Here is a 22,029-nt window from a genome sequence, read left to right as displayed (position 1 = left end):
GCGCTTGTTATTTATAAAATCACACAAATAGCGCTTGATCACGAAAACTCGTTAGAGATCAGTTTCCTGGCGTTTTACTTCCTGCCACACTTCTTCCATGGTTTCGAGGTCAACGCCGGTCATTTCCAGACCTCTGGCGGCAACAATACGCTCAACTTCGCGGAAGCGGCGCTCAAATTTGAGGTTCGCTTTCTGCAACGCGACCTCGGCTTTGACTCCTAAATGGCGGGATAAATTCACCGTGGCGAACAGCAGATCGCCCACTTCCTCTTCCAGTTTAGCTTCATCAACCACCGCCTGCTGCGCTTCATGCATGACTTCATCTATCTCTTCATGCACCTTATCGAGCACCGGCCCAAGCGAGGTCCAGTCGAAGCCCACCGCCGAGCAGCGACGCTGAATTTTATGCGCGCGCATCAGCGCCGGCAGGCTATGCGGAATATCATCCAGCGCCGAGTGTTGCGCCTTTTCCGCTCGCTCCGCGCTCTTGATCTGCTCCCAGCGCGCCAGCACTTCCGCACTGTTCCCGGCTGAAGCATCGCCGAAAATATGCGGATGGCGACGTTCCAGTTTGTCGCTGATGGCGGCGCAGATATCGTTGAAATCAAAACGCCCCTCTTCTTGCGCCATCTGCGCATAGAACACCACCTGGAATAGCAGGTCGCCAAGCTCGCCGCGCAGATCGTCAAAATCTTCGCGCGCAATGGCGTCCAGCACTTCATAGGTCTCTTCAAGGGTGTAAGGGGCGATAGTGGCAAAGGTCTGTTCTTTATCCCACGGGCAGCCGTTTTCCGGGTCGCGCAGGCGGCGCATGATGCCGAGCAGGCGGTCAATTTGAGTCATGTGACAATCCTGGAAATTTAAAAAATAGTCGGCCGGATAAGGCATTGACACCTTATCCGACGTTACGAAATTGCCGGATGGCGGCTTCGCCTTATCCGGCCTACAGACGAATTAACCGCCGTGCAGCGGTTGTCGCGCGGGCGCTTTTAAGACAAAGCCGCGGACCGTAGGCCGGATAAGGCATTTATGCCGCCATCCGGCGCGACGAAATTAACCGCCGTGCAGACGACGCGCGTCGATCACATCCGGCACCTGGTTCAGCTTGCCGAGCACCCGGCCCAACACCTGCAGGTTATAGATTTCAATGGTCATATCGATGGTCGCCAGCTGCTGTTTAGTATCGCTGCGGCTGGCCACGCCCAACACGTTCACCTTCTCGTTGGCAAGAATAGTGGTAATGTCGCGCAGCAGGCCGCTGCGGTCGTTGGCAACCACGCGCACCACCAGCGAATATCCCGCCGAGTAGCTCTCGCCCCATACCGCATCAACGATGCGTTCCGGCGCGTGAGACTGCAGCTCAGCCAGCTGATCGCAGTCGGCGCGGTGCACCGAGATCCCGCGCCCCTGGGTGATGAAGCCGACGATTTCGTCGCCGGGAATCGGCTGGCAGCAGCGGGCGATGTGATGCATCAGGTTGCCGACGCCCTCAACCACCACCCGGCCATTGTCTTTACTGCGGTTCTGCGGGGTATAGGTTTTCTGCTGCAGCTGCTTCAGCGCGGCGGCATCCTGTTCCGCAGCGCTCGGTTTGTTGAACTGCGCCTGCAGGAAGTTGACCATCTGGTTAAGGCGAATATCGCCGCCGCCGATAGCCGCCAGCAGTTCATCCAGTTCATTAAAGTTGTAGCGCGGCAGCAGATGTTTCTCGGCATCCTTCAGGCTGATCCCCAGATGCTCGAGCTCATCGTCAAGGATCTGCCGCCCGGCGAGAATGTTCTTGTCGCGATCCTGTTTACGGAACCAGGCGTGAATTTTGGAGCGCCCGCGGCTGGTGGTCACGTAGCCGAGGTTCGGGTTCAGCCAGTCGCGGCTTGGGTTGGGCTGCTTCTGAGTAATTATCTCAATCTGGTCGCCCATCTGCAGCTGATAGGTGAACGGCACAATGCGCCCGCCAATTTTCGCGCCGATGCAGCGGTGCCCGACATCGCTATGGATATGGTAGGCAAAGTCGAGCGGAGTGGAGCCCGCCGGCAGGTCAACCACGTCGCCCTTCGGCGTAAACACGTAGACCCGGTCGTCAAAGACCTGGCTGCGCACTTCATCGAGCATTTCGCCGGAGTCGGCCATCTCTTCCTGCCAGGCGATCAGCTTACGCAGCCAGGCGATACGGTCTTCATGGCCGCGGCCGCCGCTCGCCCCGGCGCTGGCGCCCTCTTTATACTTCCAGTGCGCCGCCACGCCGAGCTCGGCGTCTTCATGCATCTGTTTGGTGCGAATTTGGATCTCGACCGTTTTCCCGCCCGGCCCAAGCACTACGGTATGAATAGACTGGTAGCCGTTCGGTTTCGGGTTAGCGACGTAATCATCAAATTCGTCAGGCAGATGACGATAGTGGGTATGCACGATCCCCAGCGCCGCGTAGCAATCCTGTAAACGTTCGGCGACGATACGAACCGCGCGCACGTCAAACAGCTCATCAAAAGCGAGATGCTTCTTCTGCATTTTGCGCCAGATGCTGTAGATATGCTTCGGACGCCCGTACACCTCAGCCTTCACGCCTTCGGTTTTCATTTCTGAGCGCAGATGGCCGACGAACTCATCGATGTAATGTTCGCGATCGATACGGCGTTCGTGCAGCAGTTTGGCAATACGCTTGTATTCGGCTGGATGCAGATAACGGAAGCAGTAGTCTTCCAGTTCCCACTTCAGTTGACCGATCCCTAAGCGGTTCGCCAGCGGCGCATAGATATTGGTACACTCTTTTGCGGCCAGTACGCGCTCATCTTCGGGTTCATCTTTTACCTCGCGCAGGTGAGCGATACGTTCCGCAAGCTTGATAACCACGCAGCGGAAATCATCGACCATCGCCAGCAGCATGCGGCGAATATTGTCGACCTGTTCTGAGGAGACGGTATCGGTGTGCGTGGCTTTGAGCTGGCGAATCGCCGCCATATCACGCACGCCGTGAATCAGGGTAACGACGGATTTGCCGACGCTCTCTTGCAGGACTTCTTCGCTGACGACGTTGCCGTCCGCCAGCGGAAACAGCAAAGCGGCCCGCAAGGTATCGATATCCATATTCAGCATGGAGAGAATTTCAACCATCTCCACGCCGCGCCATAACAGGAGATCCGCCTGCGGGTGCCCCTGCGTTGTTGCGCGACAATAATCCCAGGTCTCGGCTAAGCGCTCACACGACTGCTGGCTGGAAATCCCCAGACTCGCGATCCATTTCTTCGGGTCAAACTCACCAGCTTTATTTAGATGTGCACTTCTTACCGCAACCATTGTCCTCTCCTTAAGGGACTCAGCCTACCGAAGTCAGCAAGCCATATTTATACCCGTCATTCTTCAAGTTGCAGGTGCGTTAGCTTTCCTGCAACTCGAGTTATTGAGGGTATCTACTTCATCCTTCAGTCCACACCGCCACCAGGCATCTTCACTGTCGCCTCGATGCGGGCTGAACAATTTTATGTAAGCTCGCGCTCAAACAATACTATCGATTCCAGGTGCCCGGTGTGCGGGAACATGTCCAGCATCGCCAGACGTTGAATGCGATATCCCGCCTGAAGCAACGCCTCGCTATCGCGCGCCAGCGTCGCCGGGTTACATGAAACATAGACCACTCGCCGCGGAGCCAGCTTGATAATATGCGCCATCACGCCCGGCGCCCCGGCCCTAGCCGGATCGAGTAGAATTTTATCAAAGCCGTGCTTCGCCCAGGCTTGCCGGGTGACATCTTCCTCCAGGTTTTCATGAAAGAAAGTCACGTTTTGCAACCCATTGAGAGCGGCATTTTCCCGCCCCTTTGCCACCAGCGCGGGCACGCCTTCGACGCCCACCACGCTCGCCGCCGCTTTGGCCAGCGGCAGGGTGAAATTACCCATACCGCAAAACAGATCCAGAACGCGGTCCTGCGGCTGAATATCTAACCAGGCCAGCGCCGTACCTACCATCTTCTGGTTTACGCCATCGTTGACCTGGATAAAATCGCGCGGACTGAACACTAAGCGTAGTCCGTCTGACGTGTACCATGGCTCATCGCCGCGAATATGTTCAAGTATCTCGCTTTGCGGCGCGAGGTACAGGGATAGACCGTGAGTTTGCGAAAAACGTTCCAGTTTTTCTTTATCCGCCGCCGTCAGCGCGGCAGTATGGCGTAAAACCATCAGCGGGCCGTTGTCCGCCTGCACCAGTTCAACGTGGCCTAGATGACGCTGTGACTGCAGGCTGGTTAAACACTCGCGCACCGCAGGCAACAACGCCTCAAGTTGGGGCGCCAAAACAGGGCACTGCACCACATCGATGATTTCGCTGGAGTTGGCCTTACGAAAACCCATCTGCAGTTGTTGGGTCTTCGGCTGATAATTCAAGCTCAAACGCGCCCGACGACGATAGCCCCAGGGTTCAGCGGCTATAATGTCGTCAACGTCACGTTTCATCAGGCGGGAGAGCGCGGCGCGCTTGCTTTGCTGCTGTAGTTCAATGCTAGCATGCTGCTGCTGGCATCCGCCGCAGACGCCGAAATGCCCACAGCGCGGCGCAACGCGCTGTGGGCTGTCGTTGAGGCGGCGTTTAACCTGAGCGCGGGCATACTGTTTTTTATCCTCTACCAGCACGACTTCCGCCTGCTCTTGCGGCAACAGGCCGGGGACAAACAGCGCCTTACCCTGATGACGGGCTACGCCCTGGCCAAAGGGATCAAGGTCATTTACCGTCACGGTTATGATCTGGCGCGTCGTCACACGCCGTTTTGCAGAGTAGAATTGCGCCATTGTAGAGGATTATCTCAAAAATATACTGACTCTATACATGAAATCATTCGGGCTATCGATTCAGAAGCCGTCTGAAGGTTGATATGTATATTCTCCCATAATGGAACCGCATGACCAACTACAGCCTACGTGCTCGCATGATGATTCTTATTCTGGCGCCGACCGTTTTGATTGGTTTGCTGCTCAGTATTTTCTTCGTCGCCCACCGCTATAACGACCTGCAGAGGCAGTTGGAGGATGCCGGCGCCAGTATTATCGAACCGCTGGCGGTATCCAGTGAATACGGCATGAATTTGCAAAATCGCGAGGCGATCGGCCAACTTATCAGCGTGCTTCACCGCCGCCATTCCGATATCGTGCGGGCCATTTCAATCTATGATGCAAAAAACCGGCTTTTCGTTACCTCTAACTTCCAGCTCGATCCGCGAGAAATACAGCTCCCGCGCGGCGCCCCCTTCCCTCGCCGTCTAAGCGTCACCCGCCACGGCGATATTATGGTGCTGCGCACGCCTATTGTGTCAGAAAGCTATCTGCCCGATGAGTCGCCGGAGAGCGATGCTAAAATGCCGGGCAACATGCTTGGCTATGTGGCGCTGGAGCTCGACCTCAAATCCGTTCGCTTACAGCAGTACAAAGAGATATTTATCTCAAGCGTCATGATGCTGTTTTGTATCGGCATTGCGCTGATTTTCGGCTGGCGATTGATGCGCGACGTGACCGGGCCGATTCGCAATATGGTCAACACCGTTGACCGCATCCGTCGCGGCCAGTTGGATAGCCGCGTTGAAGGTTTTATGCTCGGCGAGCTGGATATGCTGAAAAACGGCATTAACTCGATGGCGATGTCGCTTGCGGCATACCACGAGGAGATGCAGCACAATGTCGATCAGGCCACCTCGGATCTGCGCGAAACGCTGGAGCAGATGGAGATTCAGAACGTCGAGCTGGATCTGGCGAAAAAGCGCGCCCAGGAGGCCGCGCGCATCAAATCCGAGTTCCTGGCCAATATGTCGCATGAGCTACGAACCCCGCTTAACGGCGTGATTGGCTTTACCCGCCTGACGCTAAAAACCGATCTGAACGCCACTCAGCGCGACCACCTCACCACCATTGAGCGTTCTGCCAACAATCTGTTGGCCATCATTAATGACGTGCTGGATTTCTCCAAGCTGGAAGCGGGCAAGCTGATACTGGAAAGCATTCCTTTCCTGCTGCGCAATACCCTGGATGAAGTGGTGACCCTGCTGGCCCATTCGGCGCACGATAAAGGGCTCGAACTCACCCTCAACATTAAAAGCGATGTCCCGGATAATGTGATTGGCGATCCGCTACGTCTGCAGCAGGTCATCACCAACCTGGTGGGTAACGCCATTAAATTCACCGAGCACGGCAACATTGATGTGCTGGTGGAGCAGCGGGCGATGAGCAATTCCCGCGTGCAAATTGAAGTACAGATCCACGATACCGGCATCGGTATTCCGGAGCGCGATCAGTCGCGGCTGTTCCAGGCATTCCGCCAGGCCGACGCCAGTATCTCGCGCCGCCACGGCGGCACCGGCCTGGGTCTGGTCATCACCCAGCGCCTGGTCAAAGAGATGGGCGGTGATATCTCATTCCATAGTCAGCCGAACCGTGGCTCCACCTTCTGGTTCCATATCAGCCTTGACCTGAACCCGAACGCCGTTACGGACGGTTTCGATACCCATTGCCTGGCGGGCAAGAAGCTGGCCTACATTGAAGCCAATGCCACCGCTGCGCAAAGCACGATGGAACTGCTGGCAACCACGCCATTGGAGGTGGTCTACAGCCCGACGCTGTCAGCGCTGCCGGATGCCCACTACGATATTTTACTGGCCGGTATTCCGGTGTCGATGCGCGATCTCAGCAATCAGCGGGAGAAGCTGGTCCGCGCCTGCTCGCTTTCCGATACCCTGGTACTGGGATTGCCTTGTCACGCGCAGGTCAGCGCCGAAGAGCTGAAAAGAAACGGCGTCGCCGCCTGCCTGCTCAAACCGTTGACCTCCACGCGGCTTTTCCCGGTGCTGATGGCCTCTTGCCGCGCGCAGCCGCCGGTGCCGCAGCCCTATATCGATAGCGATAAACTGGCGATGACGGTCATGGCGGTAGACGACAACCCGGCCAACCTCAAGCTTATCGGCGCATTGCTGGACGATCTGGTGCAGCATGTCATTCTGTGCGATAGCGGCCAGGATGCCGTAGAGCAGGCAAAACAATCGCAGTTGGATCTCATTCTGATGGATATTCAGATGCCGGATATGGACGGTATTCGCGCCTGTGAATTGATCCGCCAACTCCCTCATCAGCAGCAGACACCGGTGATCGCCGTGACCGCTCACGCCCTTGAGGGTCAGCGCGAGAAACTGCTGGCTGCCGGGATGAACGATTATCTGGCGAAGCCAATTGAAGAAGATAAACTCAGCACCCTGCTATTGCGTTATCAGCCCGGCATGCACGTCGTCACGCCGCAAATCGCCGAACCGGTTGAGCCGGTTATCGACCATAACGTCACGCTCAACTGGCAGCTGGCGCTGCGTCAGGCAGCCATGAAGCCAGACCTCGCGCGGGAAATGCTGCAAATGTTGCTCGCCTTTATGCCGGAGGTGCGCAATAAAGTTGAAGAGCAGCTGGTTGGCGAGACGCCGGAAGGATTGCTGGATTTAATCCACAAGCTGCACGGTAGCTGCAGCTATAGCGGCGTACCGCGGCTGAAAAAACTGTGCCATACCCTTGAAAGTCAGTTGCGCGCGGGTACCGCGCCGGAAGAGCTGGAGCCGGAACTGCTGGAACTGCTAGACGAGATGGATAACGTCGCCCGCGAAGCGTGCAAGATGGGAGTGTAAACCCCGGATAGCGGCGCTGCGCGCCTTATCCGGGCTACGCCCTACGGTCCGGTACTCGGTTGGTAGCCCCGGTAAGCGTAAACGCCACCGGGGACGGTTCCCGGATCGCGGTGCTACGCGCCTTAACCGGGCTACAAATCCCACTGCGCTGCCCGGGTTACCGCTTACCGCCCATCTGCAATACCGCGGCCACGTTACGCGCCGTCATCCTCACGTTGGCGGCGGCGTTCGCCAGCGCTTCGTCCAGGGTACAGACGGTATACAGCACGCTAAAGACCGCATCCAAACCATGCTGATGCACGACGCCAACATCGGCGGTCAGGCTGCCGGCAATCCCAATCACCGGCACGTTGAAGCGTTTCGCGACCTTCGCCACCCCCACCGGTACCTTACCGTGAATGGTCTGGCTGTCGATGCGCCCTTCACCGGTAATCACCAAATCAGCATCAGCCACTAAATCCGCCAGCCGCAGCGCATCGGTCACTATCTCGATCCCCGGTCGCAATTTGGCGCCGCAAAACGCATACAACGCCGCCCCCATACCGCCCGCCGCGCCGCCCCCTTCCAGGCTCAGCACGTCGATATCCAAATCGCGGGCGATAATCTGCGCAAAGTGTTGCAGGCCGCTATCAAGACGTTCAATCATCGCCGTCGTCGCCCCTTTTTGCGGGCCGAACACCGCGCTTGCCCCCTGCGGGCCGGTTAACGGGTTGGTGACGTCGCAGGCGACATCAATCCGGCAATCCGCCAATCTTGGATCCAGCTCGCTGAGATCGATTCGCGCCAGCGTCTCCAGCGCGCCGCCGCCCGGCGCAATTTGCTGTTGCTCCGCGGTCAACAATTTCGCCCCCAGCGCCTGCGCCATGCCGGCGCCGCCGTCATTGGTCGCGCTGCCGCCGATCCCAATAATAATCTGCGAGACTCCCGCATCTAACGCGTAACGAATCAGCTCGCCGGTTCCCCAGGAGGTGGTCAGTAGCGGATTACGTCGCGTCGGCGGCACGCTTTCCAGTCCGCTGGCTGCCGCCATTTCAATATAGGCGCAGCGCATATCGCCGGACAGACCGTAAAAGGCTTCGACCGGTTCGCCTAACGGCCCGGTAACGCTGACCTGTACGATATGTCCCTGCGTCGCGGCCACCATCGCCTCAACGGTACCCTCTCCGCCGTCGGCAACCGGGACTTTAACGTACTCCGCATGGGGATAAATCTCGCGGAACCCCGTTTCTATCGCGGTAGCGACATCCAGCGCACTCAGGCTCTCTTTGTAAGAATCCGGCGCGATCACTATCTTCATAAGTGTCCTTAATATGAATAACCCCGGCGACCGGCAGTTGCCGACCCCAACAGGGTCGGCGTTATCTTAGCGAACCATGCAAGGACGTTTGTTATCAAAGGTCCAGTTCGGGATTAAATATTGCATCGCCATGGCGTCATCACGAGCGCCCAGGCCATGTTTCTTATATAGCTCATTAGCCTGCATCACGCGGTCCATATCCAGCTCAACCCCCAAACCTGGCGTCGTCGGCACCTGCACCATACCGCCTTTGATTTCAAACGGCTGTTTGGTCAAACGCTGGTTGCCCTCCTGCCAGATCCAGTGGGTATCGATAGCGGTAATTTTACCCGGCGCCGCCGCGGCCACATGGGTAAACATCGCCAACGACACATCGAAGTGGTTATTAGAGTGCGACCCCCAGGTCAGGCCAAATTCATGACACATTTGCGCCACGCGCACCGATCCCTGCATGGTCCAGAAGTGCGGGTCAGCCAGTGGAATATCCACCGATTGTAACGACAGCGTATGGCCCATCTGCCGCCAGTCGGTGGCAATCATGTTGGTTGCGGTCGGCAGCCCGGTCGCCCGACGGAATTCGGCCATCACTTCGCGGCCGGAGAAACCTTGCTCAGCGCCGCATGGGTCTTCCGCATAGGCCAGTACGCCTTTCAGTTGCTTGCCTATCTGGATGGCTTCATCCAGCAGCCAGGCGCCGTTCGGGTCGAGGGTCACGCGCGCGCCAGGGAAACGCTTCGCCAGCGCGCTAATGGCTTCGGCTTCTTCAAAACCGGCCAGTACCCCACCCTTCAGTTTAAAGTCATTGAAGCCATATTTTTCGTAAGCGGCCTCCGCCAGGCGAACTACCGCATCCGGCGTCATCGCCTCTTCATGACGAATACGGTACCAGTCGCACTGCTCATCCGGTTGGCTTTGATAAGCCAGCGGCGTCGCGTGGCGGTTGCCGACGAAGAACAGATAGCCCAGCATTTCGACTTCACTCCGCTGTTGGCCGTCGCCAAGCAGAGAAGCAACGTTCACGCCCAGATGCTGGCCCAGCAGATCCAGCAGCGCCGCTTCAATCCCGGTCACCACGTGAATAGTGGTGCGCAGATCGAAGGTTTGCAGGCCGCGACCGCCGGCATCGCGGTCGGCAAACTGGTTACGCACGGCATTCAGCACATTTTTGTACTCACCCAGCGTTTTCCCCACTACCAGCGGCGCGGCGTCTTCCAGCGTCTGGCGGATCTTTTCGCCGCCGGGAATTTCGCCGACGCCGGTGTGCCCGGAGTTATCTTTGATGATAACGATATTACGGGTGAAGTACGGCGCGTGCGCGCCGCTCAGGTTCATCAGCATGCTGTCATGCCCGGCGACCGGGATAACCTGCATAGCGGTCACAATTGGCGTTGAAGATGATGTAGTCATGACGTAATCCTTTTTAATTAATGACGGCCGAAAACGGGGCGTTTACGGTCGAATGTCCAACCGGGAATCAGGTACTGCATCGGGCCCGCATCATTACGCGCGCCGCCAGGCAGCGCCTTATAGGCCTCATGAGCTTTATGCACCTGTTCCCAGTCCAGCTCCACGCCGAGTCCCGGCGCGTCTGGCACGGCGATTTTGCCGTTGATAATTTGCAGCGGATTTTGCGTCAGGCGCGAATCGCCCTCCTGCCAAATCCAATGGGTATCGATAGCGGTCGGCTTGCCCGGCGCCGCGGCGCCGACGTGGGTAAACATCGCCAGCGAGATATCAAAATGGTTGTTCGAGTGGCAGCCCCAGGTCAGCCCCCAGTCATCGCACAGCTGCGCCACCCGCACCGCGCCAGAGAGCGTCCAGAAGTGCGGGTCAGCCAGCGGAATATCGACGGCGTTGAGCATCACCGTATGCCCCATCTCGCGCCAGTTGGTGGCTATCATGTTGGTCGCCACCGGTAACCCGGTTGCGCGACGGAACTCGGCCATCACTTCCCGGCCGGAAAAGCCCTGTTCCGCGCCGCACGGATCTTCGGCATAGGTCAGGACATCCTGCAGCCCTTTGCACAGCATAATAGCTTCATCCAACAGCCAGGCGCCGTTCGGATCGACGGTAATGCGCGCGTCAGGGAAGCGTTTTTTCAGCGCGCGAGCGGTGTCGATCTCCTGCTCGCCAGGTAATACGCCGCCTTTTAGCTTAAAGTCTTTAAAACCGTAGCGATCCTGAGCCGCCTCCGCCAGTCGCACCACCGCGTCGCTATTCAACGCCTGCTGATGACGCAGGCGATACCATTCGTGGTTGCCTGGCGTCCGCTCAAGGTATCCGAGATCGGTTTTTTCGCGGTCGCCGATATAGAACAGGTAGCCCAGCACGGTCACCGCATCACGCTGTTTGCCCGGCCCAAGCAGTTCGCAGACCGGGACATTCAACACCTTGCCAAGCAGGTCGAGCAGCGCAGCTTCCAGCGCCGCCACCGCATTGACTTTCAATTCGAAGGTCCATGCGCCTTTGCCGAAGGTGTCGAAATCCGCCGCCTGGTTGCCTTTATGTACCTGCTGCACCACGCGGTTGAGGCGAGCGACTTCCTGCCCAACTACCTGCGGAATCGCCTCCACCAGCGTCTGATAGATGACTTCGCCGCCGGGCGCTTCGCCGACGCCGGTATGGCCAGCGTTATCGGTTAACACCACGATGTTGCGGGTAAACCAGGCGTTATGCGCGCCGCCGATATTCATCAGCATGCTGTCGCGCCCGGCGACCGGAATCACCTTCATTTCGGTAACGATTGGGCTGGATTGGGTATTCATGATTAACGCCCCGCAACCGGTTTAAGTTCGATACGTTTGATATCGCCCACCAGCACCAGGTAGCTGAGAACCGCCACCAGCGCATGGATACCGACGTAAATCAGCGCGCCGTTGAAAGAGCCGGTGGTGCCGACGATATAGCCGATAGCGATAGGGGTTACGATGCCGGAAATATTGCCGAACATGTTGAACAGACCGCCGGACAGGCCGCTAATCTCTTTCGGCGCGGTGTCCGCCATTACCGCCCAGCCCAGCGCGCCGATGCCTTTACCAAAGAAGGCCATCGCCATAAAGCCGATGATCATCCATTCCACATTCACGTAATTACACATCAGCATGGTCATGGACAACAGCATGCCCAGAACGATCGGCGTTTTGCGCGCAATATTCAGCGAGCCGGTACGGCGCATCAACCAGTCGGAAATAATCCCGCCCAACACCCCGCCGACAAAGCCGCACACCGCCGGAATCGAGGCGACAAAGCCCGCTTTAAGGATCGACATGCCGCGCGCCTGCACCAGATAAACCGGGAACCAGGTGATAAAGAAGTAGGTTAAGGCGTTGATGCAGTACTGACCGATATAGATCCCGACCATCATTCGCGAGCCAATCAGCTGCTTGATTTGGCCCATTTTTACGCTAAAAGGCACCTTCTGCGCACTGCTCTTTTGATCCATGTTGATCAACGCGCCGCCTTCGGCGATGTAGTCCAGTTCTTTCTGGTTCACGCCTGGATGGTTATTCGGATCGTGGATCACTTTCAGCCACACGAAGCTGATGACAATACCCAGTCCGCCCATAAAGAAGAATACGTGCGACCAGCCCACTTCATGGGTCAACCACCCCATAATCGGCGCGAAAATAACGGTAGCAAAATACTGCGCGGAGTTAAAAATCGATACCGCCGTCCCTCTCTCCTGCGCCGGGAACCAGGCGGCCACAATACGGCTATTGCCCGGGAACGAGGGCGATTCGGCAAGGCCGACGAGGAAGCGCAGGGTAAACAGCGCGATGATAATGCCAAAACCGCTAAAGATATCCACGAAGCCCTGCAGCAGGGTAAACACGGACCAGATAAAGATGGACCAGAAATAGACGCGTTTAGAACCAAAGCGGTCAAGCAGCCAGCCACCGGGGATCTGTCCGATCACATAGGCCCATGAAAACGCGGAGAAAACGTAACCCATGCCAACAGGATCGAGGCCGATATCCCTGGCCATTTCAGAACCGGCGATCGACAGCGTCGCACGGTCGCCATAGTTAAAGGATGTGACGATAAACAGCATCACCACTATCCAATAGCGAGCATTGGTGCGCTTTTCAGCGGCGCTCGCAGCCTGACTTAATGAACTCATTGTTGTACTCCTGAATCATAGCGTTTAGCTACGTTCATTCTGAACAGCACAACCTGTAGGGTAATCAGAATGACGTGTTAGTGTTTTTTTTCGTTATATCTGGCGTACTGCTTTTGTCACTGGCAGGAAAAGTATAAAAAGAGGCCTCGACGGGCTCACCGTGCATATACACAGCTTTAGCGGGCGGAACTGCGTTAGTTTGTGGCGCATGCCTAAGGTTGTGGGGAGTAGTTCACGGAAATGGAAAACCGTCGCCTGCTTAGAGGAAGATGGGCAATATAACCTTCAGAGTGTGAATCGCCTCTCTTGACGCCGGGGAAACGCAAAGAAAAAAGCCATAGCGATGGCATGGTTATCAGGCACATGCCCGAAGCCGGGAGGAATGGAGAACGTTAAGATAAGCCTGACCGTTTATCCGGCCACTGGCAGCTTAAGCGCGCCCTCTACGTAGGGAGAGGGCGTTCTTAATAGGATTAGTCGAGCAGTTTCGCCCACGCTTCTACCCAAGGATTGGAAACGCTTTCCGGTTCCGGGTCTTCGCTGGCGTCGATGGTGAGCATCTCGCCGATACGTCGCGCTCCCTGTTCCTGCAGCAGCGCATCAAAGGTTTTACCGCCGCCGCAGAAATTGGCGTAGGTGCTATCGCCAAGCGCGATAATGCCGTAGCGCAGATGCGGCTGATACATATCTTTAATGCCTTCGTACAGCGGAACGATACTGTCCGGCAGATCGCCCTGCCCGGTGGTCGACGTCACGACCAGCACGTACTTGCCGGTATAGGATTCCCAGTCTTTCACTTCCGGGTCCTCAAATACCGTCGCTTTATGCCCCAGCCCGCTCAGAATGGCTTCCGCCTCCTCGGCGACCAACAGCGAGTTTCCGTACATTGTGCCGACAAAAATTCCGACTTCTGCCATAGTGATTATCTCCCTGGATTATCCGCGATACTCTCATCCTGACCGCTGTCGTCGGCAAACTCAACCCTTTCATTTAACGGGAGAAGCCCGCGCCAGCCAAACTGCGACAGCGCGCGCATCCAGACGTCATCCAGACCCGCGCGAATCGTTAGCGGCTCGCCGGTAAAGGGATGCGTTAATGACAGCTGGCTGGCGTGCAGCATCAGACGATTGCAGCCGAAATGTTCAGCGGCGCTGCGGTTTTGCCGTAGATCGCCATGTTTGCTGTCGCCGAGGATCGGATGGCGCAGATGGGCCAAATGACGACGCAGCTGATGTTTACGTCCGGTTTTCGGCTCCAGCTCCACCAGCCCGTAGCGGGTGGTCGGGTAACGGCCGGTGGCGACCGGCATTTCTACCGTTGCCAGGCCGCGATAGTGGGTCACCGCCGGCTGCGGGCCTTTATCCTCACGAGCGAACTTATCGGCGATTTTGTCCAGCTCTTCCACCAGCGGGTAATCCAGCACATCCTCTTCAGTCAGCCAGCCGCGAACGATCGCGTGATAACGTTTTTGCATCTGGTGTTGCTCAAACTGCTGCGCCAGCAGCCTGCCCGCCTCGCTCGATAATCCCATCAGCAGCACGCCGGAAGTCGGCCGGTCCAGACGATGAGCGGTGAAGACGTGCTGGCCGATTTGATCGCGCACGGTCTGCATCACCACCACTTTCTCATCGCGGTCCAGCCAGCTGCGGTGCACCAGCCAGCCGGAAGGCTTATTCACCGCCACCAGCCACTCGTCCTGATAAATGATCTCCAGCATCAAGCGTCGTCGTCCGCGAATAATGCATCCAGCAGCAGTAGTTCAGCTACGATAGCTTCGCGCGCCGGATGAGCTTTATCCAGCGCCATCTCGTAATAAGGCGCGACGGCAAAGTTCTGCGGCAGCGGCATACCGCTGGCGATCAGTTGATGCAGACGCGGGATCAGCACCCACTGCAGCCATTCCAGCGGTTCGAGCGTGTCCAGGCAAAACGGCTGTTCGCTGGCGAAAGCGCTGCTATCCGGCGCCTGTTCCTGCCAGTGGTTTGTTTCGCGCAGCAGCGCTTCAATGGCGTGCAGGCGATCGCGCACGCTAGCGTGAAGGGTCATGGGGAAACCTCGATGAATTGTAAACCGGGCGCAGGATAGCAAATCCGCGAGAGAAATAAAAAAAGGGAGCACTGTATAAACAGTGCTCCCGGTTCGTTTTGCAGCATTCCAGCTACATTGGTGCTCCCTGCTCGTCCTTGAAAACTTTTCCTGAGGTCTCCTGACCAAGTTCATCCTTAAACTAGCGCATCCTGCTTTCACACCACCCCGATGTGAAATAACTTATCCCTAAGTGTGTCCAGATCTTCCTGATCCACCGTTCATCCTGAGCGGCTCTCGTTCTCCATCCTGGAGGTGTCCATTACGCAATCCTGCGTTATCCTTGCTTCATCCTGAAGCCTGTCCTTGCAACGCCATCCCGGCGGGTCCTGCAGAAGAGCCATCATCCTGATGTTCTCTTCATTTCGCGACTCCCTGTCGACGTACATAGGATCACTGATTCCGCCTCTTCTTACAAGACTTACTACGACAATCTCTTAAGATTAGTGGCCAGACTAAAAGACCATATAATTATCAAATCATTTTATAACAATAAGTTAGATGTAATCCTTACGTTTAAAATTGCTGAAAATGATGACGATCTCTTACAGGTCTTGTAAGAGATCTCTCACAAACAACCAGGGTAAATGGATTACAGAAGGGGCTCAAGCTGATTCAGGAAACTCGCAAGTGAGTGAGAAAGGGTCTCTCTTTTTCGGGTTCCGAGCGTCTCTTTAATGACTTCGCCGCTCAGGTTGCAGACCGAAATAACCTCCAGTTCGCTATCCAGCGTGGCGATAAACAGCGTCGGCGATAGCTTGAGGCGTTTTTGCACCACCAGGTGACCAATAAGGTTTTCCTGCACTCGCTGGAAGTCATCCGGGCTCCAGGCCTGCAATAAAGTAAGGTCCTGCGCCGCAAAGCGGGCGTGCATATCGCCAGCGAACTGAGTGGTATAATAACTATGAATTGGCTGTTGTACCACAATCTCCAGCGCTCGTTCAACTCCATCGAGATGGCGTGCTAACGTAAACGGCTGCGGCTGCCAGAAAACGGCATCGTTTTCACTGGCGCTGATACAGGGAGATGGGATGCCGTAAAGGTCTTCGCTACGCGGCAGGCTGGCATAACGCTGCTGCCACGCATCGCAGTAACGTTGGGTAAATGATTGCAGCGCTTCTATGGTCTGATGATCCACCGGTTTCTCTCTTCACGTTAGACAGGATACACTTGGCATATAGTGTACCCGCTTTACTATGGTGAAACATGTCTTCTTACGATAATCATCAGGCGCTGGCCGGCCTGACGCTCGGTAAATCAACGGATTACCGTGATACCTATGACGCTTCGTTGCTGCAGGGCGTGCCGCGCAGCCTGAACCGCGACCCGCTTGGCCTGCACGCCGATAATCTGCCATTCCACGGCGCCGATATCTGGACGCTGTATGAGCTGTCGTGGCTGAATGGCAAAGGCCTGCCGCAGGTCGCCGTCGGCTACGTGGAGCTGAGCGACACCACCGTCAATCTGGTGGAATCGAAAAGCTTCAAACTGTACCTGAACAGCTTCAACCAGACCCGCTTCGCCGACTGGCAGGAAGTCCAGGCGACGCTGACGCGCGATCTCAGCGCCTGCGCCCAGGGCGAGGTCAAGGTTTCGCTGTACCGCCTGGATGAGCTGGAAGGGCAACCGATCGCTCATCTGCACGGCGCCTGCATCGACGATCAGGATATCGAGATTGATAACTATCAGTTCAACGCCGACTACCTGCAGGACGCTGCCAGCGGCAAAGTCGTCGAAGAGACGCTGGTCAGCCATCTGCTGAAATCAAATTGTCTGATCACCCACCAGCCGGACTGGGGCTCGGTACAGATTCAGTATCGCGGGCCGAAAATCGATCGCGAAAAACTGCTGCGCTATCTGGTGTCGTTCCGCCATCACAATGAGTTCCACGAACAGTGTGTCGAACGCATCTTTAATGATGTGCTGCGTTTCTGCCGGCCGGAATCGCTTTCTGTGTACGCTCGCTACACCCGCCGCGGCGGCCTGGATATCAATCCGTGGCGCAGCAACGGTGAATTCGTGCCGGCAACCGGCCGTCTGGCGCGGCAATAAGCGAAATTTTTCACACTTTGCGTGCGTTAACGCGTACGCAAGGTTGTGGAAAGACTACGGCCAGGGCTATTGTAATCACAGGAAGACGATAATCGTCCTGTAAGGAGTTCACTTGATTACACACGTTAGCCCGCTTGGTTCAATGGATATGCTGTCACAGCTGGAAGTGGATATGCTTAAACGCACCGCCAGTAGTGACCTGTATCAACTCTTTCGCAACTGCTCGCTTGCTGTGCTCAACTCGGGGAGCCTGACCGATAACAGCAAGGAGCTACTGTCTCGTTTTGAAAACTTCGATATTAACGTGCTGCGCCGCGAACGCGGCGTGAAGCTGGAACTGATCAACCCGCCGGAAGACGCTTTCGTCGATGGCCGTATTATCCGTTCCCTGCAGGCCAACCTGTTTGCCGTGCTGCGCGATATCCTGTTCGTCTACGGGCAGATCCACAACACCGTCCGCTTCCCGAACCTCGATCTCGAAAGCTCAATTCACATCACCAACCTGGTGTTCTCGATTCTGCGTAACGCCCGCGCGCTTCACGTCGGCGAAGCGCCGAATATGATTGTCTGCTGGGGCGGCCACTCTATTAATGAAAATGAGTACCTGTACGCGCGCCGCGTCGGAACCCAGCTTGGCCTGCGCGAACTGAATATCTGCACCGGCTGCGGGCCAGGCGCCATGGAAGCGCCAATGAAAGGCGCCGCCGTCGGCCACGCCCAGCAGCGCTATAAAGACAGCCGCTTTATCGGCATGACCGAACCTTCCATTATCGCCGCTGAGCCGCCAAACCCGCTGGTCAACGAACTGATCATCATGCCGGATATCGAAAAGCGTCTCGAAGCGTTCGTACGCATCGCCCACGGTATTATCATCTTCCCGGGCGGCGTGGGTACTGCGGAAGAGCTGCTTTATCTGCTGGGCATCCTGATGCATCCGGATAACAAGTCGCAGGTGCTGCCGCTTATCCTCACCGGGCCGAAAGAGAGCGCCGACTACTTCCGCGTGCTGGACGAGTTCATCGTTCATACCCTCGGCGAATCGGCTCGCCGCCACTACCGCATTATTATCGACGATGCCGCTGAAGTGGCGCGCCAGATGAAAAAAGCGATGCCATTGGTCAAAGAGAGCCGCCGCGAAACCGACGACGCCTATAGCTTCAACTGGTCGATTCGTATCTCGCCGGACCTGCAGATGCCGTTTGAGCCAACGCACGACAATATGGCCAATCTCAAACTTTATCCGGACCAACCGGTGGAAGTACTGGCCGCCGACCTGCGCCGCGCCTTCTCCGGTATTGTCGCCGGCAACGTGAAAGAAGTCGGTATTCAGGCTATCGAGAAATATGGCCCTTACAAGCTGCATGGCGATCCGGAAATGATGCGCCGCATGGACGATCTGCTGCAGGGCTTCGTTGCCCAGCACCGCATGAAGCTTCCGGGCGGCAGCTCCTACATTCCGTGCTACGAAATCTGCTCCTGATAATGTAATACCTCTCCCGGGCGGCGGTCGATCCCCTGCCCGGGCACTCCCGCCCGTAATTTCCAGTTAATTAATTTTTCTCATTAATGATTCGTAGAGTTTCCACATAGCCAATCGTTTGCGTTTCCAAAAAGAGCAATAAAATTCACCATAAAAATAACATTATGGCGAAAAAACGTCGTTTACATCACTTTTTTGCAGCAAAAACCTCGTTATTTGGTAACAGAGCTTTTATCTCATGTGCTGCAAATGATAGCCTTCGCGCCACATTTATCTGGCTGATCACCATAAACAGACTGTTGGGCTAAAAACGTTCAGGTTTAAAGTGGATTATTGCATTTGGGATCCCGATCACTGATGTATTTTCCATATAAATGTATCTTGCCGCCCAATTGTTACGGAGAAAATTTCTAAAAAACCGTAAAGCAGCGAATTTCATATTATTTAATCGTTTTTATTTACTAGATTTTGTTGATTCCTCCAGGAGATACAGATGGAAACCACACAAACCAGCACTATCGTTTCGGGTGAAACCCGCAGCGGATGGCGCAAAACGGATACCATGTGGATGCTGGGCCTGTACGGCACGGCGATCGGCGCGGGCGTTTTGTTCCTGCCAATCAACGCCGGCGTCGGCGGTATGATCCCACTGATTATCATGGCGATTCTGGCCTTCCCGATGACCTTCTTCGCACACCGCGGTATGACCCGCTTCGTGCTTTCCGGTAAAAACCCGGGCGAAGACATCACTGAAGTCGTTGAAGAACACTTTGGCGTGGGCGCAGGTAAACTGATTACTCTGCTCTACTTCTTCGCAATCTACCCGATCCTGCTGGTTTATAGCGTGGCGATCACCAACACCGTCGAAAGCTTCATGGCGCACCAGCTGCACATGACGCCGCCGCCGCGCGCCATTCTGTCGCTGATCCTGATTGTCGGCATGATGACCATCGTTCGTTTCGGCGAGCAGATGATCGTTAAGGCAATGAGCATCCTGGTATTCCCGTTCGTTATCGCGCTGATGATCCTGGCTCTGTACCTGATCCCGCAATGGAACGGCGCGGCGCTGGAAACCCTGTCGCTGAGCAGCGCGTCAACAACCGGTAACGGTCTGCTGATGACCCTGTGGCTGGCGATCCCAGTGATGGTCTTCTCCTTTAACCACTCGCCGATCATCTCCTCCTTCGCGGTAGCGAAGCGTGAAGAATACGGCGAAGGCGCAGAGAAGAAATGCTCCAGCATCCTGGCGCGCGCTCACATCATGATGGTGCTGACCGTTATGTTCTTCGTCTTCAGCTGCGTACTGAGCCTGTCTCCGGCAGACCTGGCGGCGGCGAAAGAGCAGAACATCTCGATTCTGTCTTACCTGGCGAACCACTTTAACGCACCGGTTATCGCCTGGATGGCGCCGATCATCGCGATGATCGCTATCACCAAATCCTTCCTCGGCCACTACCTGGGCGCTCGTGAAGGTTTCAACGGCATGGTGATTAAGTCTCTGCGCGGCAAAGGCAAAACCATCGAAATCAACAAACTGAACAAGCTGACCGCGCTGTTTATGCTGGTCACCACCTGGATTGTGGCCACGCTGAACCCGAGCATCCTCGGCATGATTGAGACCCTGGGCGGTCCGATTATCGCGATGATCCTGTTCCTGATGCCGATGTACGCAATCCAGAAAGTTCCGGCCATGCGCAAATACAGCGGCCACATCAGCAACGTCTTCGTTGTGATTATGGGCCTGATTGCCATCTCCGCGATTTTCTACTCTCTGTTCAGCTAATTCTTTTAAGACCTCCCCTCGCGCCGCTTAACGGCGGCGCGCTTTCCGACAGTACTGGAATACATCATGATCAGCGTATTCGATATTTTCAAAATCGGCATTGGCCCATCCAGCTCCCATACCGTTGGACCGATGAAAGCGGGCAAACAATTCACCGACGACCTGATTGCGCGCGGCCTGCTGGCTGACGTCAGCAAAGTCGTCGTTGACGTATACGGTTCTCTCTCCCTGACCGGTAAAGGCCACCATACCGATATCGCCATTATCATGGGGCTGGCCGGCAATCTGCCGGATACCGTCGACATCGACGCGATCCCGGGCTTTATCCAGGACGTTAATACCCACGGCCGTCTGCTGCTGGCGAACGGCCAGCACGAAGTCGAGTTCCCTGTCGACCAGTGCATGAATTTCCATGCCGACAACCTATCTCTGCATGAGAACGGCATGCGCATTACCGCGCTGGGCGGCGACAAGGTGCTCTACAGCCAGACCTACTACTCCATCGGCGGCGGCTTTATCGTCGATGAAGAGCACTTCGGCCTGACCACCGAAGCGCCGGTTGCCGTACCTTATCCATACAAAAACGCCGCCGATCTGCAGAAACACTGCAATGAAACCGGCCTGTCGCTCTCCGGGCTGATGATGCAGAACGAGCTGGCGCTGCACAGCAAAGAAGAGCTGGAACAGCACTTCGCCGCGGTGTGGGAAGTGATGAGCGCCGGTATCGAGCGCGGTATCACCACTGAAGGCGTGCTCCCGGGCAAACTCCGCGTTCCGCGCCGCGCCGCCGCCCTGCGCCGTATGCTGGTGAGCCAGGACAATACCAACAGCGACCCAATGGCGGTAGTGGACTGGATCAACATGTTCGCGCTGGCGGTAAACGAAGAGAACGCCGCCGGCGGGCGTGTCGTCACCGCGCCGACTAACGGCGCGTGCGGTATCGTTCCGGCGGTACTGGCCTACTACGACAAGTTTATCCGCAAGGTGAACGCTAACTCTCTGGCCCGCTATATGCTGGTCGCCAGCGCCATTGGTTCGCTGTATAAGATGAACGCCTCTATCTCCGGCGCCGAAGTTGGCTGCCAGGGCGAAGTCGGCGTGGCCTGCTCGATGGCGGCGGCCGGTCTGGCGGAGCTGCTGGGCGCTAGCCCGGCCCAGGTGTGCATCGCCGCGGAAATCGGTATGGAACATAACCTCGGCCTGACCTGCGACCCGGTTGCCGGCCAGGTGCAGGTACCGTGCATCGAGCGTAACGCTATCGCGGCGGTCAAAGCGGTTAACGCCGCGCGTATGGCCCTGCGCCGTACCAGCGAACCGCGCGTGTGCCTCGATAAGGTTATCGAGACCATGTATGAAACGGGCAAAGATATGAACGCCAAGTACCGCGAAACCTCTCGCGGCGGCCTGGCGATGAAAATCGTCGCCTGCGATTAACGCCTCTGGCCCGGCACGCTTCGGCATGTCGGGCCAACTCTCCTCCAGCCCTGGCTCATTCTGCGAGCCTGCTTCCCGAACTTCGCTCTACCAATAGCCTCGTATTGCCACCGATGTTACCCTTATAGCCTGAGAGCAA

At 56.5% G+C, this 22,029-nt stretch carries 16 protein-coding genes; 5 read left to right on the top strand and 11 right to left on the bottom strand.

The annotated features are described in order from the left end of the window. Positions 1 to 51: 51 nt before the first annotated feature. The 3 genes from mazG to rlmD all read right to left on the bottom strand — a co-directional run bounded on the left by mazG (position 52) and on the right by rlmD (position 4,778). A complete protein-coding gene (mazG, locus tag ABLV66_RS05155; RefSeq protein WP_015703306.1) occupies positions 52 to 843 on the bottom strand; it encodes a nucleoside triphosphate pyrophosphohydrolase in 792 nt (263 codons plus the stop codon). Positions 844 to 1,053: 210 nt separating this feature from the next. Continuing rightward, positions 1,054 to 3,291 carry a GTP diphosphokinase gene (gene relA, locus ABLV66_RS05150; protein ID WP_045397579.1) on the bottom strand — a complete coding sequence of 746 codons (2,238 nt, stop codon included), beginning with the start codon at positions 3,289 to 3,291 and terminating at the stop codon, positions 1,054 to 1,056. Positions 3,292 to 3,473: 182 nt separating this feature from the next. Continuing rightward, the gene (gene rlmD / locus ABLV66_RS05145; protein WP_348876991.1) at positions 3,474 to 4,778 is read right to left on the bottom strand and encodes a 23S rRNA (uracil(1939)-C(5))-methyltransferase RlmD; all 1,305 of its coding nucleotides are present in this window, start codon (positions 4,776 to 4,778) and stop codon (positions 3,474 to 3,476) included. A gap of 110 nt (positions 4,779 to 4,888) precedes the next feature. Between rlmD and barA the strand changes: the two genes are divergently transcribed. Continuing rightward, positions 4,889 to 7,639: a two-component sensor histidine kinase BarA gene (barA, locus tag ABLV66_RS05140; protein ID WP_047044241.1), complete on the top strand. Its 2,751-nt coding sequence runs from the start codon at positions 4,889 to 4,891 to the stop codon at positions 7,637 to 7,639. A 157-nt stretch (positions 7,640 to 7,796) separates the two neighbouring features. Here barA and ABLV66_RS05135 read toward each other — a convergent pair whose 3' ends face one another. From ABLV66_RS05135 to syd, 8 genes are all read right to left on the bottom strand, one after another. Continuing rightward, on the bottom strand, positions 7,797 to 8,936 hold the full coding sequence (locus ABLV66_RS05135; RefSeq protein WP_047065257.1) for a glycerate kinase: 1,140 nt from the start codon (positions 8,934 to 8,936) through the stop codon (positions 7,797 to 7,799). Positions 8,937 to 9,002: 66 nt separating this feature from the next. Further along, positions 9,003 to 10,343 (bottom strand): glucarate dehydratase, encoded by a 1,341-nt coding sequence (gudD, locus tag ABLV66_RS05130; protein ID WP_320483160.1) that lies wholly within the window; start codon positions 10,341 to 10,343, stop codon positions 9,003 to 9,005. Between the two features lie 17 nt (positions 10,344 to 10,360). Then, entirely contained in the window at positions 10,361 to 11,701 is a 1,341-nt protein-coding gene (locus tag ABLV66_RS05125; protein WP_348875099.1) for an enolase C-terminal domain-like protein, read from the bottom strand. A gap of 2 nt (positions 11,702 to 11,703) precedes the next feature. Further along, entirely contained in the window at positions 11,704 to 13,056 is a 1,353-nt protein-coding gene (locus ABLV66_RS05120; RefSeq protein ID WP_045397599.1) for an MFS transporter, read from the bottom strand. 473 nt (positions 13,057 to 13,529) lie between these two features. Beyond that, a complete protein-coding gene (locus ABLV66_RS05115) occupies positions 13,530 to 13,973 on the bottom strand; it encodes a flavodoxin (protein ID WP_015369957.1) in 444 nt (147 codons plus the stop codon). Positions 13,974 to 13,978: 5 nt separating this feature from the next. Then, positions 13,979 to 14,773 (bottom strand): tRNA pseudouridine(65) synthase TruC, encoded by a 795-nt coding sequence (gene truC / locus ABLV66_RS05110; RefSeq protein ID WP_045397602.1) that lies wholly within the window; start codon positions 14,771 to 14,773, stop codon positions 13,979 to 13,981. After that, positions 14,773 to 15,102 carry a YqcC family protein gene (locus ABLV66_RS05105; RefSeq protein ID WP_045397605.1) on the bottom strand — a complete coding sequence of 110 codons (330 nt, stop codon included), beginning with the start codon at positions 15,100 to 15,102 and terminating at the stop codon, positions 14,773 to 14,775. The genes truC and ABLV66_RS05105 overlap by 1 nt, the downstream gene beginning before the upstream one ends. A gap of 631 nt (positions 15,103 to 15,733) precedes the next feature. Next, a complete protein-coding gene (gene syd, locus ABLV66_RS05100; RefSeq protein WP_047044234.1) occupies positions 15,734 to 16,279 on the bottom strand; it encodes a SecY-interacting protein in 546 nt (181 codons plus the stop codon). 68 nt (positions 16,280 to 16,347) lie between these two features. On the opposite strand from syd, the gene queF reads away from it, so the two are divergent. The 4 genes from queF to ABLV66_RS05080 all read left to right on the top strand — a co-directional run bounded on the left by queF (position 16,348) and on the right by ABLV66_RS05080 (position 21,890). After that, positions 16,348 to 17,193, top strand: a complete 846-nt coding sequence (queF, locus tag ABLV66_RS05095) for an NADPH-dependent 7-cyano-7-deazaguanine reductase QueF (protein WP_047044232.1) — start codon at positions 16,348 to 16,350, stop codon at positions 17,191 to 17,193. A gap of 112 nt (positions 17,194 to 17,305) precedes the next feature. Further along, a complete protein-coding gene (gene ppnN, locus ABLV66_RS05090) occupies positions 17,306 to 18,673 on the top strand; it encodes a nucleotide 5'-monophosphate nucleosidase PpnN (protein WP_348876992.1) in 1,368 nt (455 codons plus the stop codon). 493 nt (positions 18,674 to 19,166) lie between these two features. Beyond that, entirely contained in the window at positions 19,167 to 20,456 is a 1,290-nt protein-coding gene (locus ABLV66_RS05085) for an HAAAP family serine/threonine permease (protein ID WP_045377485.1), read from the top strand. Positions 20,457 to 20,522: 66 nt separating this feature from the next. Then, a complete protein-coding gene (locus tag ABLV66_RS05080) occupies positions 20,523 to 21,890 on the top strand; it encodes an L-serine ammonia-lyase (protein WP_015369949.1) in 1,368 nt (455 codons plus the stop codon). Positions 21,891 to 22,029: the final 139 nt, after the last annotated feature.

Origin of the sequence: Klebsiella sp. CN_Kp073, assembly GCF_040065495.2 — a bacterium.
Classification (GTDB): domain Bacteria; phylum Pseudomonadota; class Gammaproteobacteria; order Enterobacterales; family Enterobacteriaceae; genus Klebsiella; species Klebsiella aerogenes.
This window is presented reverse-complemented; position numbering and strand designations above follow the sequence as displayed.

Coding starts and splice junctions, on each gene's coding strand:
- mazG (WP_015703306.1), bottom strand. CDS start 843: ATGACTCAAATTGACCGCCTGCTCGGCATCATGCGCCGCCTGCGCGAC.
- relA (WP_045397579.1), bottom strand. CDS start 3,291: ATGGTTGCGGTAAGAAGTGCACATCTAAATAAAGCTGGTGAGTTTGAC.
- rlmD (WP_348876991.1), bottom strand. CDS start 4,778: ATGGCGCAATTCTACTCTGCAAAACGGCGTGTGACGACGCGCCAGATC.
- barA (WP_047044241.1), top strand. CDS start 4,889: ATGACCAACTACAGCCTACGTGCTCGCATGATGATTCTTATTCTGGCG.
- ABLV66_RS05135 (WP_047065257.1), bottom strand. CDS start 8,936: ATGAAGATAGTGATCGCGCCGGATTCTTACAAAGAGAGCCTGAGTGCG.
- gudD (WP_320483160.1), bottom strand. CDS start 10,343: ATGACTACATCATCTTCAACGCCAATTGTGACCGCTATGCAGGTTATC.
- ABLV66_RS05125 (WP_348875099.1), bottom strand. CDS start 11,701: ATGAATACCCAATCCAGCCCAATCGTTACCGAAATGAAGGTGATTCCG.
- ABLV66_RS05120 (WP_045397599.1), bottom strand. CDS start 13,056: ATGAGTTCATTAAGTCAGGCTGCGAGCGCCGCTGAAAAGCGCACCAAT.
- ABLV66_RS05115 (WP_015369957.1), bottom strand. CDS start 13,973: ATGGCAGAAGTCGGAATTTTTGTCGGCACAATGTACGGAAACTCGCTG.
- truC (WP_045397602.1), bottom strand. CDS start 14,773: ATGCTGGAGATCATTTATCAGGACGAGTGGCTGGTGGCGGTGAATAAG.
- ABLV66_RS05105 (WP_045397605.1), bottom strand. CDS start 15,102: ATGACCCTTCACGCTAGCGTGCGCGATCGCCTGCACGCCATTGAAGCG.
- queF (WP_047044232.1), top strand. CDS start 16,348: ATGTCTTCTTACGATAATCATCAGGCGCTGGCCGGCCTGACGCTCGGT.
- ABLV66_RS05085 (WP_045377485.1), top strand. CDS start 19,167: ATGGAAACCACACAAACCAGCACTATCGTTTCGGGTGAAACCCGCAGC.
- ABLV66_RS05080 (WP_015369949.1), top strand. CDS start 20,523: ATGATCAGCGTATTCGATATTTTCAAAATCGGCATTGGCCCATCCAGC.